This window comes from Rhizobium sp. ERR 1071 (assembly GCF_007828675.1).
Taxonomy (GTDB): Bacteria; Pseudomonadota; Alphaproteobacteria; order Rhizobiales; family Rhizobiaceae; genus Rhizobium; species Rhizobium dioscoreae.
Genome location: NZ_VITM01000014.1, coordinates 1 through 15747, shown reverse-complemented (window position 1 = coordinate 15747; position 15747 = coordinate 1). Strand labels below are relative to the sequence as shown.

Here is a 15747-nt window from a genome sequence, read left to right as displayed (position 1 = left end):
TTCATTGGGACCGCTCCCCCGGTCCCGCTCCTGCCGCCGGCGAGAATACGCGACTTCGACGCCGGCTTCTCATGGGCCGCTGCAAGTCGCCCTTGCATTCCGGCAAGGCCGGTCGGCGTGAGAGAAGGCGAACTGTCCGCCATCCGCAGGCGGCGATCGCACGGCTCGTCCGCCAACGCGAACTGGTCGCCAGCCGAATTCCGAGTGCGATCAGAAGCGTTCCAAGGCAGCGATCCATCCAGAGACCCAATCTCCGGCTTTGCCGCAGCCTATCCGCCAGCTTAGCGCCGAGGAGAATGAGGGGCGGCTCTATGAAGGCTGCCACGACGATGATCAGGCTTCCGTGCAACAGTAATTGCGCCCAGACAGGGCCGGCGCCGTTCACGACGAACTGGGGAAGGAACGCAAGGAAAAAGATCGCTACCTTGGGATTGAGAAGTGACACCAGCACCCCCTGTTGATAGAGGCGGGCGGTGATCGGTAGGCCGGCCTCCGCCGCGATCCAGCTTGCCCCTCCGGCGGAGCGCAGGGCCTGGAAGCCAAGCCATACCAGGTAGACGGCCCCCAACCCACTTCACGGCCGAGAAAGCGAACACCGAGGCCGACAGGATTGCCGAGAGCCCGGCTGCTGCCATCAGCACGTGAATAAAGGTGCCGCTCCAGATACCGAAAAGCGCAGCAAAGCCGGACCGCTTTCCGCCTCGGATGGTGTTGCCGAGAATAAAGGCCATGTCCGGCCCGGGCGACACATTGAGAAGCACGGCCGCCGCAAGGAAGGTCGCCCAATGGCCGATTGTGTATTGGAACATGTCGTGACGCTTTCTCTTCCAAAGAATGAAATGGCGCGCTTCGAAAACCGTTCAATCGAACCAGCTGCCTTTGAAGACCGGCGTGACCGGGCCGGAAAGAAAAGCGCTGCCGGAGCCGTCCCATTGGACCGTGACAACGCCGCCGTCGCATTCCACCTGCACGACCGCGTCGAGAAGACCGCGCCTGATACCATTGACCACTGCGCCGCAACTACATGAGCCGGAACCGAGCGGAATGCCGCCGCCGCGCTCCCATATTCGCAGCCGAATCCGGTCGCGCCCCATGACCTCGACGAAATGCACATTGGTCTTCAACGGAAACATAGGGTGGCTTTCGATCTTGCGCCCGATGGTCTCGACATCCACTTGCGAGACATCATCGACGAAATAGGTGCAATGCGGGTTGCCCATGCTACAAGCGCTCGGACTTCCGGCAAGAGGGAGCTCAAGCGTGTCCAGTTCGCCGGACAAGGGCAGGTCGCGCCAGCCCAGCAGCGGCTTGCCCATGGCGACCGATATCAGCTCGTCGCTTTCCCGCTTGCAAGGCAGGAGACCCCGGTTCGTCCTGACGATCACGGACGAGACGCCCGCCTCCCGCATGAGCTTCGATGCAACGCCGCGCGTCGCGCTTCCGCAGGCGTCGAGCGCCGAGCCATCAGGGTTCCAGAAGCGGATGCGTGCATCGGCATCGTCGCAATCCAAGATTGCCGCAAGTTGATTGAAACCGATCCCCCGATTGCGATCGCCCATGCGGGCAACGAGGGATGGATCGATATCCGATGCCCGGCCGCGCAGATCGATGATAACGAAATCGTCGCCATTCGCCTGCATTTTCTCAAAATTGAGAGCCATCGGGATACTCATGGCAGTATTGCTCGGACAATGACCTCGGCCAGGATTGCCGGGTTACTGATGTGGGCAAGGTGACCCTCCTCTGAAAGCCGCTCTATCCTTGCATTGGGAATTGCCTTCGCGAAACGTTCGAATGCTGTTCCGTAAGGAGCACGGCCTTCGTTCTGTTCACCGAGAATCAGCGTAACCGGACGATCGATCGAGGCGTAGCCGGCATAGTTCGGCTCAAATTCGGCGATGGCTGAGAGTTCGCTGCCCAGAGGCAGCGATAGCCGGCACAGATCAGGCCAGGTCGGCGTTCGCCGCAGCGCATCGACATAGGCCTGATCGAACCCCGACACATCGCAGTTGATGATCTCGACCGCACGATCGGTGTCGCCCTGCGAAAGCGCGAAAAGCTTGCGACCGGCATTTGCAAGCCGAGCTTCAGTGTGAAGGCATCGCCGCGCGACGGTCAATGCTTTGTCAACTTCCTCCTCTTTCAAGCGTATTGCGCTAATCCGTTGCCCAGCGACCAATTCTCTTTCTCGACCTCTACGAGGGATATGAATATGTCTTCTGAACGAAGGCCGGGGTCTTCAGCAAGTGCCGTTGCCACCCGGCTGAACAGTGCTTTCTTTTGCTCGATTGTTCGAGTGTTGTTTGCGGTGATCTGGATAAAAACAAGGTCGCTACTGCGGTCGATACCGAGATAATTCGCGTCATATCGGAAGTTTGCTGCGTCATGCTCGGTAATGATTATGAAGTCGTTGTCTTCCGAAACATCGAACGTTTCTGTCATGGCGCGGTGAAAGCTATCGCAGATAGCTTTCCGATAGGATTCTGACTTTCCGGAACGAAGCGCAATGTGAGTGAGGGGCATTAAACATCCTTTCTGGTTTGTTTGCATTGCGGCAGAGGGCGGTGGGCACGTTCACGCGGCAGACCGATGAGATTGAGTTGATTTGGTCAATGTGGACGAGACATCCGTCACCCAGCGAGGCGGTTGGGCCACGGGTTTATCCCGTCCCGAAGCCATAGGAGTGTATCCAGCCAAAAGCCGCTTGCGTGGCTGTCGTGAAATAAACCGAAGTGGCCGATTGCGGTGCGGCCGTAGTCCCGGGGCTCCAATATGACAGTCGCTCTCCGCGATCCTGTAAAGTAATCGAGCGCGCGTCGGATCGCCTGCGGCGTCCCGAGGTCATCGTCAGATACCGTCAGGGCAAGGATTTCCGCCTCCACCGATGCACCGCGGCGCAAGACGTCCCGTCTGTCACCTGGTGGATGGCTGCGCTCGAAGCGTGGGCGTCGAAAACTCCATTCATAAGCGACCCCCGCAGGAAGGTCCTCGAGCCAACCGAGCCGCTTCCCGGGAAAATATCCGCAGGCCGAGGTGACGATTGGCATTACCACATGCCATTTCCAGAACAGCGCCAGGCGCCGCTTGCGGGCATAATCACCCCACCAGGCATATTGTGCGCCGACCGTCAGTGCCCGGTCGATTAGCGGCACGCTCGTAGCAAGCCCGAGGAGAAAGCCGCCGATGCTATGTCCAACCACAGAGATAGGATTGCTATCTCCTCTCTCATGCATGAAACGCAAGGCCGCCTGGAAATCGCGTTCGCCCCAATCCCGCCAACGATATTTGCAGCCTCGCAAACTAGCCGGGCGCGAGCGGCCGATGCCGCGGTAGTCGTATGTCAGGACATCGAATCCATGCCCGGCCAGAAACGCCGCATATTGATGATAATATCGTGCGGCGACACCGGTCGCCGGATTGATGATAATCCTACCAAGCGCAGACGAGCGTGAAAGCCAAAGGTCACCAGCAAGCGGCGTCTGGTCCGCGCAGACGATCTCGACTGATTGAGAATGAAACATGTGAGCGACCGAGGTTGAGCATTGTCTGAACCGACCATAAATCGTCATCAGCCTTGAGTATATTCACTGGTGAGTATACTATCGGGTATGAGTCAGTCGCCCCTGTCGACCAGAGATCGCATCGTCGCCGCAGCTGCCCAGCTTTTCTACAAGGAGGGCATCCACGCTGTCAGCGTGGACGCGGTTGCGGAGAAGGCGCAGGTCACCAAACGCGGCCTTTATTATCACTTCCGCAGCAAGGACGATTTAATCGCCGCCTATCTGCAGCAGCGCGACCAGCCCAATCTGGAAACGTTCAAGACGTGGTACGCGGAGAAGGACGGCGATCTGCCGACGAAAATCAAGGCCATCTTCCAAAACCTCGCAAAGGCAGCCGGGCACCCAAAGTGGAAAGGTTGCGGTTTCCTTCGCACTTCGGTCGAACTCGTACAAACCCCTGGACATCCGGCCATCGTCGCGGGGCGCCGGCACAAGAAGAATGTCGAAGACTGGCTGTACATCCTGCTTAGCGAGCGGCATCTGCCCGAAGACGCACGCCTAATCGCCCGGCAGATCATTCTGCTTCTCGACGGTGCTTTTTCGGTGGTTTTGCTTCATCGGGACCCAGTCTATTTTGAAAGCGCCGGCGAGGCCGCGGCAGCACTTGTCGGAGCTCCGAGCTGAGGCTTGATCGCTATTTCGATGTCCCAGAGCTACCTGCTATCGGCCTTTAACCACGGACCGAGGGGCTCAACCGTCGACGAACTCGCCGATGGCTCCTTGCAACGCCTGCCACGCTGCACCGATCGACTGCGGTATCACGTTCGTGACACCCAGTAGCAGCCCGCGCCGCGCTTGGGCCGTATCGGTATACCAGCTAGATAGTGGTGACGGCCCCAGCCCAAAGTCGCGAGCGCGACGCGCAATGGCGGCATCGTCAACGCCATCCGGAAGATTGAAAATATGCGCCAATCCGCCCCCATTACGCTCCTTTGTCGCCGTGCCCACAATGCTCATGAGAAGACCACTCCGTTCCGCATAAAGCCGGCGCATCTTGCGCAGATGCCGAAGGAAGTGGCCTTCGGCGAGGAAGGAGGCAACCGCAATCTGCGTCACCGCCGCCGGAGCAGGCGAGAGAAACATGGCTCGCTGCAGAATTTGGTCCAATAGCCGGGGAGGCGCCACCAAAAAGCCCAGCCGCAACGCCGGGCTGATCGTCTTGCTGAACGTCCCCACGTGGATAACCCGCTCTTCGGCGTCGAGCGATGCCAGGGCCGGCGCGGCGCGCCCGTTGAGCTGCAACTCGCCTAAATAGTCGTCTTCAATGATGAAAGCGTCTGAGGCCGCCGCCCAGTCGAGAAGCGCGCGGCGGCGGGCGAGCGACATCGTTATTCCAAGCGGCGCCTGCTGCCCGGGAGTCACGACCGCAAGCGAAGCGTCTGGCGCGTGCGCCATGCCGTGGGCCACGTCGAGCCCTTCGCTATCAACCGGGACAGGCGCCGCCGTTATCCCCTTCAGCGCAAGCCCTGCCCTTGCCAGGGGATAGCCCGGATCCTCCACCCAGGCCTTGCATGGGCCAGCTATGAGCGCGTCAGCAATTAGCCCAAGTGCCGCTGTGAAACCCGTTGTGATGAAGATCTGCTCCTCATGACAGACAATCGATCGGGCCACAGCAAGATAGGCTGCGATCTCGCGGCGTAAGGTCAATTCGCCGCGCGGGTCCGGATAACTCAGCGGCAGCCGGGCGGATTGCCGGCTGGCCTGCACCAGAAGCCGTGACCAGGTGGTCGCAGGGAAAGCATCCTGTGCCGGCACTCCTAGCTGAAACACAAGCGGCGGCGCGCCGGGTGTGGTCATCCCAAGCGTTTGGAAGGGGTCGTCGGGTGGCCTTCGGCGCTCACCCGTCGTACGCGGTGGCAGGTGGTCGCAGACCCGCGTTCCGGCAGGACCACGGCTGACCAGCAGTTGCCGGTCGATCAACCTATCGTAAGCTACCTTGACCGTTCCGCGCGCGATCCCGAGCTGGCTTGCAAGATCGCGCCACGATGGCAGCCGCGCGCCTGCCAAGAGCCGACCATCCAGAATGGCGGCCTCAATCGACTGAGTCAGCTGGTCCGCAAGCGTTTTTCCAGAGCGTCGCTCAACCGTAAAGACCAAGGCGTGATGCTCGCTCGATGGTATAGTCTTTTTGTTCAATCTCGGTCCTTTTTTCTAGATGATAGCGGCGGCAAAGTAACTGGACAACGATGAACAAGGAAATGCCATGTCAAAGACGATTTTTCTGGCGGGAGCCACAGGCGCGATTGGTAAACGACTTGTGCCGCAATTGCGCGCGGCCGGCTATGATGTATTCGGGACGACTCGTTCGGCCGACAAGGCGCGCGACCTCCAAGCCGTTGGCGTAAGACCGGTTGTGGTTGATGTCTTCGATGCCGATGGGCTGAAGCGCGCGGTGGTAGCAGCAAAACCGGACGTGATCATCCACCAGCTGACCGATCTGCCACCGGCCGTCGATCCATCGCGAGGGGCCGAATTCGCTGCCCGGAATGCACGCATCCGCCGCGAGGGGACCGCCAACCTCATGCAGGCCGCGATCGCAGCGGGTGTTGGGCGTGTCGTTGCGCAAAGCATCGCCTGGGCCTATGCCGCCGGAAAAGAGCCTTATGACGAGTCAGCACCACTGGATCTTGCGGCGCCCGAGCCTCGCAGCATCAGCGTCTCGGGTGTTGTAGCGCTGGAAACCGCCGTGCTTGGAGGGCCTACGGCCGTTACCGGTATCGTTCTGCGATATGGGCATCTCTACGGTCCCGCAACCGGTGCAGATGCTCCGGATGCCACTCTCGCTGTGCACGTCGATGCGGCGGCACGGGCAGCCCTGCTTGCAATAGATGCAGGAACGCACGGCATCTACAACGTTGCCGAACCGGGTCCGAAAATCACGTCCGCAAAAGCTGTCCGCGAACTCGGGTGGACGTCGGAGTTTCGGATCTGAGAACCGCAACTCGGGAGATGTAGTCGGAACCACTGTCGCTCGATGAGACACCCAATGCTGAAACGACCAGTCCCTTCTTTCCTCACCTCGGTTCTTTGGAAGAGCCCCCTCCCGCCGTTGATTGTGATGAGTGTAGGAACTGCCACCGCGATTGCTTCACTCCTCGCCGTTGCCGTTAACTTGGGCGATGGGGTCGATCCAGACCATGCACACCACCAAATGGCCGAGATGTCCGATCCAAATGCTGTCGGACGGCCCCAGACCACAGTGAAACCCATTTCCTGCGAGCCGTTGCCAAACGTGCCGGGCAAATCGATTACGGTTGCAGTGGTCGATTATCCGCCCGACGCCTATACACCACGCCATCGCCATCCAGGCTCCGTCTCGGCCTTCGTGCTTAAGGGAACTCTCCGCTCGCAGCTTGACGGCGGCCCGGCGGGGACTTATCGCGCGGGTGAAACCTGGTTCGAACCGCCTGGAACCTTGCATCTATTTGCGGAGAATATCAGCAAAACCGAGCCAGCCGAATTACTTGCGACCTTCGTGGCCGACAGTGACTGCGGCCCACTGGTGATACCTGACTGACGATGTCGAGCGGTAACGGATCCGATCGTCGGCAACCAGTTCGCGTGCATGGTCGTCCTCGCCTTATGTCTCAAGGGGCGAACGGTGATGACCATTGCAGCCGATTTTTCTTCGAAATCCCACAACGTCACAATGGAGATGCAATTGCTCATAGTTCGCGAAGACGACATGACGCACCCTCAGACACTTGAGCTTCTGGCATGCATTTGTCAGGAATGCATGCCGACTCGCCAGCCGGAAACGTTTTTGCGCTGGACCTGTCTGGCCTTCGCGTGCCGGAGGTGACGCTTTGGAGTGCCTGGTCGGCAGAGCAGATTGCCAGCATCGGAGCGCTCAAGAGGCTTGCGGACGGCAACGGCGAAGTGAAGTCGATGCGCACGCATCCCAATTTCATTCGCAAGGGTGCTGCAACTGCAATATTGGACCAGAGCATTTCCACCGCTCGCGCGCGGGAAATGAAGCGCCTCAGCCTTGAAACCGGCAGCGGAGACAAGTTCGGGCCGGCGATTGCTCTCTACAGGAGGAAAGGTTTCGAGCCCGGCCTACCCTTCGCCGATTATAAGGCCAACGGCTTTAGCCAGTTCTTGCATCTTGATCTGTAACCAAGGCCCGGAAATACCGTTTCGAGGTCATCCTTTATGCTGTGCTAAGCGGTGCCGGATAAACGGGTTATAAACGGGTGCGCCAGGCTTCAGACGGCGCTGGTCGTCAAAATCCTCCGAGGCGTTGAAGGCGACAACTGCGGCTTTATCTAAGCCTGCAATCCAGCATTGATGATCCTTGATTGCCTCTTTGAGAAAATGCTGCTGCGTTATGGCCTCCTCATCGCTAAATCCCCGGCGAATGCCTGCAACGGTTCGCGGTTCGAGCACGGTGAAGCCGAGATAGTGAAGCGCGTAATTGGTAGGCCAAAGCATGAGACCCGTGTCGCCCTCCTGCCCGTCGCAGCCGCATGCTTCGGTAGAAGAACCTAGCGTTACCGAAAGAACCGCGCGCTTGCCAAGGCAAACGCCCGTATTGAAGCGCCGGGTTCCGCTATAGAGTTCGCCATAGACGAAGACCCGATCCATCCAGCCTTTCAGAATGGCAGGCATACCAAACCACCACAGCGGGAACTGAAGGATCACGATATCCGCCCAATGCAGATTTTCGATCTGTTGTCTCACATCGGGAGGAAGCGACGCCTTTGCGGCATTGAACCTCTGCTCGGTCTGGACATCAAAGAGGGCCGGATTGGCGCGCTGCCGGAAATGGCGAGAATGCTCGTCCGGCGTAAAGCCGAGCGCATAAAGATCCGAAACGCGGATCTCGTCACCTCGCGCCTTGACCACATCCGAGGCGGCGGCCGTCAATGCATGGTTGAAGGATTGCGGTTCGGGATGGGCAAGGACAATCAGTATATTCATGGCGGCCTCGATGCGGCTTGCTTACGCCGGGCAGTCTTTTCCGCAAAGGCACTCTTGGTCAATAACGCACCTTTTGGTACCTATTGCCTCATGGCCGCAACACACAAATCCGGCAACGTCTACGATCCCTCCTGCTCCGCTCGCGATGCGCTAGAACTGATCGCCAGCAAATGGGCAGTGCTGATCCTGCCGGCATTGGCGGAAGGGCCGATGCGCCACAGCGCCATGTTGCGAAAGATCGGAGGTATCTCGCAGAAAATGCTCACCCAGACTTTGCGGGAGCTGGAGCGCAATGGGCTGGTGATCCGCAATGACATGCAGTCCGTGCCGCCGCACGTCGAATATCGCCTTAGCCCCATCGGCGTCTCCCTTAGCGGCGCGCTCGACGTACTCGATCGCTGGGCCGAGCAGAACTTTTCCGAACTGGATGAAGCACGCGCGGAATTCGACCGAAGGAAATCATGATCGCAGCCACGGCCAAATAACCTGCTGCAAAGCGGAAGGTCGAAACCGGCCGCGTCAGACCGCTGAGGCGCGATGATCGCGAAATGCAGCAGCGATCGTTTTCAGGGCGCCGCGAGATCGCTTGTCCGTCAGCGCCGAGTGCAGCACGATGTCTGAAGAAGGCAACGACGGCAGGGAGAACTTTCCGCCGACATCGATCACGCCCGGCGGCGCGATGCGGCGCGCCAGCACTCCGACAGCTAGGCCGGCCGAAACCGCGGCGGTCACCGCAGTCATGCCGCCACCCAGAAAGACCTCGATCCAGCGCATGCCGGCCCTGTCGAGGGCGCGGGTGGCGATGTTTCGCACGCCACAGGAGGCGGCGAGCGATGCCAACCTCAGAGGATCGCCATCGCGATGCTCGAAGCCTGTCGTCGCAAACCAGCCATAGCGCTCCTCAGCCAGCAACTCGCCGTCGCGTCGATCGTCTTCGCGGCGAACGATCGCGGCGTCGAGGGCACCGCGATCGAACGCATCCAGTAGGGCGCGGGAAGATTCGATCTGCACTTCGATCAGCAAAGCCGGATCGTAGCTATTAAGACGAGCCAGAAGGGCCGGCAGTTCCGTGCCGGCGACCTGATCGGCGATGCCGAGAGAAAAACGCCGTGGCGCGATCGTCAGCTCCGCGATCGCACGCTCGTGAGCCGCAAGGAAATCGCGCGCCGACTGGAGGAAGGAAGCGCCGCGCGCGGAAACTCGCACCTGCCGCGGCGTTCTTTCGATCAGCTTTTCGCCAAGCCGCTCCTCAAGCCGTTTCAACTTCATGCTGATCGCCGCCTGCGAAGTGTCGAGAGCCTCCGCTGCACGGGTGAAACTCTGGAAATCTGCAACGAGCACAAACGCCCGTACGGCTTCGACTTCTAGGACTGTCATAAGCATCATACCAATTCGTTATCTTTGATATATTTATACATCACATTTCGTTATTTTAAAACTGCGGATACGCTTCGTCGACATCTGAAATCCGGCCGCGGCCGAACGAACGGCAACTTGATCTCGACGAGGAAACGGAAATGTCCGAACGCCACTACGAAACCCTGCTTGAAACTGCCGACGCGATGAAGTTGCAAGACCTCTCGCCTGTCGATCTGACCGAGGCGATGCTTCAGCGGATTGCAAGCCTGGATCCCATCCTCCACGCCTTCGCAACGGTTACGGCTGACGTCGCCCGCGCCCAGGCCAGTCAGGCGGAAGCCGAAATCGCCCGGGGCGATTATCGCGGACCGCTCCATGGCGTCCCGATTGCGGTGAAGGACATCGTCAATACGGCCGGTGTGGTAACCGCGGCCGGCATGCCGATCAATGCGGACAATGTTCCGGATTTCGACGCGACTGTCTATGCGAGACTGAAGGATGCAGGCGCTATCCTTTTGGGTAATCTTCAACTTACCGAAGGCGCTTTCGTCAATCATCATCCGGACGTGACGGTCCCGGTCAATCCTTGGCACGAGGACTACTATGCCGGCGCATCGTCCAGCGGCTCCGGCGTCGCTACGGCGGCAGGTCTCTGTTTCGCGTCGCTCGGCAGCGATACCGGTGGATCCATCCGTTTCCCTTCCGCCGCCAACGGCATCACGGGTTTGAAACCGACCTGGGGCCGCGTCAGCCGGCACGGCGTCTTCGCATTGGCCGACAGTCTCGACCATATCGGCCCGATGACGCGCTCGGCCGCCGATGCGGCGGCGATACTTGCCGTCATCGCGGGGCGCGACCCCAAGGATCCGACGACATTGGCGGCGCCTGTTCCGGATTATCTGGCCAGCCTGGACAGGGGTGTCCGTGGCATTCGTATCGGTCTCGATCGAGCCTACAATGAGGACGGATGCGACCCGGATGTCATTGGCGCCGTCAGCGAGGCCCGACGCGTGCTCGAAAGTCTCGGGGCCGAGCTGGTGGAGACGACGCTCCCCGACCCCGAAAGCGTGATCGCGGCATGGGGGATGTACTGCTCCGTCGAGACCGCCATCGCGCATGAAGCGACTTATCCCGCCCGCGCCGCCGGCTATGGTGGACTTGCCGGCCTTATCGAGGCAGGCAAGCAGGTTGGCGGCGTGGAACTGATGAAGGCCCATCACGACAGGCTGATCTTCAGCGGCGCATTGTCGGCACTGTTTACACAGGTCGACCTCCTGCTCATCCCGACGCAGCCGCGCGCCGATTTCACGATACGGGAAGAGCAGCGGCTGTTCTCGACATCGGAGGGGCTCGCCGGCTTCCTCCGCTATGCCACGCCCTTCGACATGTCCGGCAGCCCGACCATCACCCTGCCAGCGGGATTTACCGCGAAGGGTCTGCCGCTCTCGTTCCAGCTTGTCGGTCGCCATCTCGGCGAGGAACTGCTTTTGCGAGCCGGACATGCCTATCAGCGGGTAACAGACTGGCATCGCAGGCATCCGACGCTCTGAAGCCGGCAACCGTGAACTTCGCCATCAAATGCGATCCGTTTGGCCGGATGCAGCTCATGACACCACCGGGAGCGTTTAATGAACACCAATACGAACATGCAGCTCGAACAGCAGGCCGTCAACAGTTGGGGCGATGCCAGGCGGTGGCTCGCCTTGCCAATATTGCTGACCGGCGCGTTCCTGCCGGTTCTGGATTTCAACGTCGTCAACCTCGCACTGCCGGCTATCCGACAGGGCCTCGGCGCAACGTCCAGCGATATCCAGTTCGTGATCTCCGCCTATGCGACGACCTATGCCATTTTTCTGATCACGGGCGGGCGGCTCGGAGATTGGCTCGGCCGCAAGCCGATGTTCATGCTGGGCGTCGTTGGCTTCACGCTTGCATCCGTCCTGTGCGGCATGGCTTGGTCGCCGAGCGTCCTCATCCTCGGCCGCATTTTGCAGGGTCTGACGGCTACCATCATGGCGCCCCAGGTTCTCGCCTCGATCCGCACGCTTTTCCCTCCATCTGAGCAGGAAAAAGCGCTCGGCTTATACGGCGCTACGTTCGGTCTGGCAAACATTCTTGGCCAGATCCTGGGTGGTATCCTGGTCTGGGCGCGTCCCTTTGGTTTCGGCTGGCAGGCGATCTTTCTGATCAATATTCCGATTGGCCTATTTGCGTTTGTAGGTGGCCTGCTCTTTCTCGCCGACACAAAATCGGACAAGGCGCAGAAACTCGATGTCGGCGGCGTAATTCTGCTCTCTGCATCGCTCGGGTTGATCGTTTATCCGCTGGTCGAAGGCCCAGTTACAGGTTGGTCGCCCGAAATCTTCGCGATGTTCACCACTTCAGCCGTCGCCCTCGCCGTGTTCATCATTTACGAGAACCGGCTGAAGACGCGGGGCGGCTCGCCACTCGTCGATCTCTCGCTGTTTCGTCAGCGGCGATTTTCGATCGGAATCATAATGGCGCTGGTTTTTTACATGCTATCCGCGTTCTATCTGACGTATTCGGTCTATCTTCAGAGTGGTCTGCGCCTGACGCCACTTGAGGCGGGGCTGTTCATGCTTCCCTTCGGCTTCGGATATTTCGCTTCCTCTTTCGCCGCCGCCCCAATTATGCGCCGTTTTGGTCCGCGCGCTCTGACCCTCGGTTTCGCCGTTCAGGTATCGGGCTTTGGAGCGTTGGCTTTGGAAGTTGCCGATGGATCCAGCGCATATATGCAGCTCAGCCTCGCTGTGGCGGGTATCGGATTCGGCATTGTCATGCCCTCGGTAATCAAGGCGGTGATCGGCAACATCGAGCAGCGCCATGTCGGATTAGCATCCGGTGTTGTCATATCGACGTTCCAGGTCGGAGCGGCGCTTGGCGTCGCGCTTGTTGGCGGCGTCTTTTTCAATATGCTTGGCGCAGCCAGCGATCTAACCTCTTACTCCCATGCTTTCGCGGTTGCACTGTGCTGCAATGTCGCTTTGCTGGCCCTCGGCGCGGTCTGTTCTCTGTGGCTATAGACGCGTAAGCACTCGTGTTCGATCTGCGGACAGGCAGCGGGCGGGATGCGGAATTGTCGTTCACGGCTTAAGCAGCAAGGGATGACATCTTTAAGATCGATCAAAATCACTGGACTATTCGTTACCAGACCGACGGCCAACGCGTTACGCATGACGTGGCCGGCCATATGCGGGATATCGCCGGAGCATCCATAAAGGCACGTAAATGGCAATTCTCTTTGTTCCTGGGTTCATGCTGGACGCCGATCTCTGGCGCGAGGTCGAGCCCATGTTGAGAGTCTACGGACCCGCCTTTCATGCTGATTTGTCAAAAGACGCTTCTATTGCCGACATGGCGCGGCGCGCCCTTGCCAGCACACCGTCCAACTTTGTGCTGATCGGCTTTTCGATGGGCGGCTACGTGGCCCGGGAGATCGTTCGGCAGGCGCCCGAGAGAGTCAGCGCACTGATACTAATTGCGACCTCGGCGCGAGAGGGTGGCGCTGCACACGGACGTCGAAGGGCGGCCATCGGCCAGCACACCCCGCCTGAAGCCTTCAAGGGCTTGAGCAGCGCAGTGATAAAGTCCTCGCTTCATCCTGATAACGCGGACCGAGAAGATATTATCTCTTCGATTCAGGCTATGGGCCAGCGGTTGGGCCTTGCGGTCTTTGAAAGGCAATCACTACTCGTTCGACGGGACGAGCGTGGTGAACTTAGTTCGATCAAATGTCCAAGTCTTATCATCGCCGGAAGTCACGACAAGCTCCGATCGAGAGAAGAATCGGTCGAGCTTCACAAGGAGTTGGTAGGATCTTCGTTTGTCGTCATAGAAGGTGTTGGACATATGATACCGTTGGAAGCTCCTAGGTCATTGTCGGAGGTTATTATTGGCTGGCTCCCGGGATCTGCTCGTTGAAATTTGTAAGCTTCCTCAGGGGTTGTTCCAGGCTCCAAAGCTGGTGGAAAGCATTTTGGTGGTAATTAAACGTTGATGCCCATACATCTTCCCCGCTATGATCGGAGAGCCATCCAGTATCGCTGGAGTATGCGAATCCAGTCGAGCGAGATCAAATCGCAGTACTCATTTCTATCTCGGCTCTCAGCCACTCGCGGCGGCGATGACCATTCCTGCCCGCAGGCCAGCGTTGGTCGGTCAATCGACAAGCCCTCGCGAAACATCACATGACAAAGCTAGAGCGAAGAATGGGCCATCTCGACGCGACTGGCCGTGTATAAAAGATGACGCGGCAAGAAGCTGGCCCATTGCGCTGACCCCTCTGCACAGCGTAAAGCGGAGGCCGAAGTCCCACTTAACGGCTATTCGAAAGCGCGGACTTTGGTCGACTGAGTGCGCGGACTGTCCGACTGTGCGCTCGTAGGGCCGTTTCCCGGCAACATCCTGGTAAACGAAAACGGTACCATCGGCTGTTATGCTCAGCACGTTGCCCCGATGCGCGAGACCGTCACGATTCTTGCTCAACTGGGACAAAGATCGGCCGGCACGGTCGTCCGGAAGCTGGATCCAACGGACGATCGGTAGGAGGATCAGATTTCACGCGACTTTAGTCGAGAGAGATGATCGCAGATCAGTGGAGCCGGCAGACCTCTGTATGTGATCATACCGTTTTCTATCGTGTGGCTCAGATCAATAAAGGCTAATTTGGAACCGCGTCTCGTGGCAATATCTGCGGCTGAGGTAGAGCCTTTGTGCCGTTCTTCCGTCTTACCGAAGAAGTAGAGGTTCTGCCCCTCCAAAATCGCCTGACAGCGGCCGCGCAAGCGTCACGCACACGGGGTGCCCAATGCTCCTGATGAGAATCGAACCAAGGTCTTGTCCTCGATTTCATAAACCTTTGCAATAACTTAAAAAACGCGAGATGAACGCCCTCCTGAAACTCCTGCGAAAGAAGCGCATGTTCGTCATCAGGGAACTTCTTAATCGAAACGACTTAATTGAATGGGCGATCACGGAAGGCTTCCGGGAGATCGTACCGGCGACCGCTTTGCATGTTACCGTCAGAAAATTCCATGACGCGAAGGCTTGGCGGCAGGTGGTACCCGCCGCGGACGATTTGACGATCCGCGCGAGCCAACGAAGAGCTATCCTGAACTTTGGAGGCATCGTCGTGCTGGCCTTTGGTTCCGTCAAGCTTTCACGCCGTCACACTGAGTTTCGCCGGGCGGGAATGACGTGGTTTTTATCGAGACTACACACCCCACGTTTCGTTCGCGATCGACAGCCTGGATTTACAAGACATCCGGCCATTTGACGGCCGCCTCCGTTTTGGACCGGAGATTTTCAGGCCTGATCCGATCCTGGATTCATTGCCAACCTGTTGAAATGTTGTTTCTGGGCCACTCGCGGCGCCGCTTCGGGTTGCGCTCAACAGGGAGCTTTCCCCTCTCAGAGTAGGAGGACTGATTTCGCGCCGGCCAAGGAGGAGATCGACGTGTTCACCAACCACAATCAACCACACGATGTCGGTAACGCGATCGCCTCGATACGGACCGCGCTCCGAGGATAGTGCTGAGCCTCATAGCGGTAGACGATAGACCTCGGCATTGTCCTGCCGCTCCCGGAGACCTTTATACGAAGCGTGACGCAGTTTGCCGTCATCGGTCCAGGCACGATACTCGATTTCGGCGATCAGTGTCGGCTGGACCCAAACGACGCCGCGCTGTTTCAGCGCGATCGGCGACCGCGAGGTCTTGAGCTTGTCCAGATCCTTGCGAAGCTTGGGTGCATTGCGCTCGTTGAAGCCCGTTCCGACATTGCCGACGTAAATGAGATCGTGACCCCTATAGGCAGCGAGAAACAGATTGCGGATCCCGCCATGTGCAACAGCTGATGGCTCATAGCCGACGATGAAAAAGCTGTC

The 15747-nt window shown here is 58.9% G+C and carries 16 protein-coding genes and 2 pseudogenes; 9 read left to right on the top strand and 9 right to left on the bottom strand.

The genetic code is table 11. The features are described 5' to 3' along the window. Positions 1–175: 175 nt before the first annotated feature. From FBZ99_RS29160 to FBZ99_RS29140, 5 genes and pseudogenes are all read right to left on the bottom strand, one after another. A pseudogene (locus FBZ99_RS29160) lies at positions 176–809 on the bottom strand (LysE family translocator); the annotation flags it as partial. A 51-nt stretch (positions 810–860) separates the two neighbouring features. After that, a complete protein-coding gene (gene dapF / locus FBZ99_RS29155; RefSeq protein ID WP_145636362.1) occupies positions 861–1661 on the bottom strand; it encodes a diaminopimelate epimerase in 801 nt (266 codons plus the stop codon). A gap of 8 nt (positions 1662–1669) precedes the next feature. Continuing rightward, complete coding sequence (locus FBZ99_RS29150) at positions 1670–2119, bottom strand: alpha/beta fold hydrolase (protein ID WP_145636360.1); 450 nt, start codon at positions 2117–2119, stop codon at positions 1670–1672. Positions 2120–2142: 23 nt separating this feature from the next. Beyond that, positions 2143–2523, bottom strand: a complete 381-nt coding sequence (locus FBZ99_RS29145) for a tautomerase family protein (RefSeq protein ID WP_145636358.1) — start codon at positions 2521–2523, stop codon at positions 2143–2145. A 107-nt stretch (positions 2524–2630) separates the two neighbouring features. After that, positions 2631–3521 carry an alpha/beta hydrolase family protein gene (locus FBZ99_RS29140; RefSeq protein WP_145636479.1) on the bottom strand — a complete coding sequence of 297 codons (891 nt, stop codon included), beginning with the start codon at positions 3519–3521 and terminating at the stop codon, positions 2631–2633. A gap of 87 nt (positions 3522–3608) precedes the next feature. Between FBZ99_RS29140 and FBZ99_RS29135 the strand changes: the two genes are divergently transcribed. Next, positions 3609–4184, top strand: a complete 576-nt coding sequence (locus FBZ99_RS29135) for a TetR/AcrR family transcriptional regulator (protein ID WP_145636356.1) — start codon at positions 3609–3611, stop codon at positions 4182–4184. 66 nt (positions 4185–4250) lie between these two features. Here FBZ99_RS29135 and pdxR read toward each other — a convergent pair whose 3' ends face one another. Then, positions 4251–5696: a MocR-like pyridoxine biosynthesis transcription factor PdxR gene (gene pdxR / locus FBZ99_RS29130; protein ID WP_246661220.1), complete on the bottom strand. Its 1446-nt coding sequence runs from the start codon at positions 5694–5696 to the stop codon at positions 4251–4253. Positions 5697–5763: 67 nt separating this feature from the next. Between pdxR and FBZ99_RS29125 the strand changes: the two genes are divergently transcribed. The 3 genes from FBZ99_RS29125 (at position 5764) to FBZ99_RS29115 (ending at position 7679) form a co-directional block, all read left to right on the top strand. Beyond that, positions 5764–6492: an NAD-dependent epimerase/dehydratase family protein gene (locus FBZ99_RS29125; RefSeq protein ID WP_145636352.1), complete on the top strand. Its 729-nt coding sequence runs from the start codon at positions 5764–5766 to the stop codon at positions 6490–6492. A 54-nt stretch (positions 6493–6546) separates the two neighbouring features. Next, positions 6547–7077 (top strand): cupin domain-containing protein, encoded by a 531-nt coding sequence (locus FBZ99_RS29120; protein WP_145636350.1) that lies wholly within the window; start codon positions 6547–6549, stop codon positions 7075–7077. Between the two features lie 200 nt (positions 7078–7277). After that, positions 7278–7679: a GNAT family N-acetyltransferase gene (locus FBZ99_RS29115; protein ID WP_246661219.1), complete on the top strand. Its 402-nt coding sequence runs from the start codon at positions 7278–7280 to the stop codon at positions 7677–7679. Positions 7680–7706: 27 nt separating this feature from the next. Here the strand turns inward: FBZ99_RS29115 and FBZ99_RS29110 are convergent, their stop codons facing one another. Beyond that, the gene (locus FBZ99_RS29110) at positions 7707–8429 is read right to left on the bottom strand and encodes an NAD(P)H-dependent oxidoreductase (protein ID WP_246661218.1); all 723 of its coding nucleotides are present in this window, start codon (positions 8427–8429) and stop codon (positions 7707–7709) included. 27 nt (positions 8430–8456) lie between these two features. On the opposite strand from FBZ99_RS29110, the gene FBZ99_RS29105 reads away from it, so the two are divergent. Then, positions 8457–8948 carry a winged helix-turn-helix transcriptional regulator gene (locus FBZ99_RS29105; protein ID WP_246661217.1) on the top strand — a complete coding sequence of 164 codons (492 nt, stop codon included), beginning with the start codon at positions 8457–8459 and terminating at the stop codon, positions 8946–8948. Between the two features lie 54 nt (positions 8949–9002). On the opposite strand, the gene FBZ99_RS29100 is transcribed toward FBZ99_RS29105, so the two are convergent. Then, the gene (locus FBZ99_RS29100) at positions 9003–9860 is read right to left on the bottom strand and encodes a LysR family transcriptional regulator (RefSeq protein ID WP_145636346.1); all 858 of its coding nucleotides are present in this window, start codon (positions 9858–9860) and stop codon (positions 9003–9005) included. Positions 9861–10000: 140 nt separating this feature from the next. Between FBZ99_RS29100 and FBZ99_RS29095 the strand changes: the two genes are divergently transcribed. From FBZ99_RS29095 to FBZ99_RS29075, 4 genes are all read left to right on the top strand, one after another. Beyond that, on the top strand, positions 10001–11392 hold the full coding sequence (locus FBZ99_RS29095; RefSeq protein ID WP_145636344.1) for an amidase: 1392 nt from the start codon (positions 10001–10003) through the stop codon (positions 11390–11392). A 78-nt stretch (positions 11393–11470) separates the two neighbouring features. Then, positions 11471–12886 (top strand): MFS transporter, encoded by a 1416-nt coding sequence (locus FBZ99_RS29090; RefSeq protein ID WP_145636342.1) that lies wholly within the window; start codon positions 11471–11473, stop codon positions 12884–12886. Positions 12887–13091: 205 nt separating this feature from the next. Beyond that, on the top strand, positions 13092–13784 hold the full coding sequence (locus FBZ99_RS29085; RefSeq protein ID WP_145636340.1) for an alpha/beta fold hydrolase: 693 nt from the start codon (positions 13092–13094) through the stop codon (positions 13782–13784). Positions 13785–14745: 961 nt separating this feature from the next. Then, positions 14746–15138, top strand: a complete 393-nt coding sequence (locus FBZ99_RS29075) for a hypothetical protein (protein WP_145636337.1) — start codon at positions 14746–14748, stop codon at positions 15136–15138. Positions 15139–15402: 264 nt separating this feature from the next. Here FBZ99_RS29075 and FBZ99_RS29070 read toward each other — a convergent pair. Continuing rightward, positions 15403–15747 (bottom strand): annotated as a pseudogene (locus FBZ99_RS29070) (non-homologous end-joining DNA ligase); the annotation flags it as partial.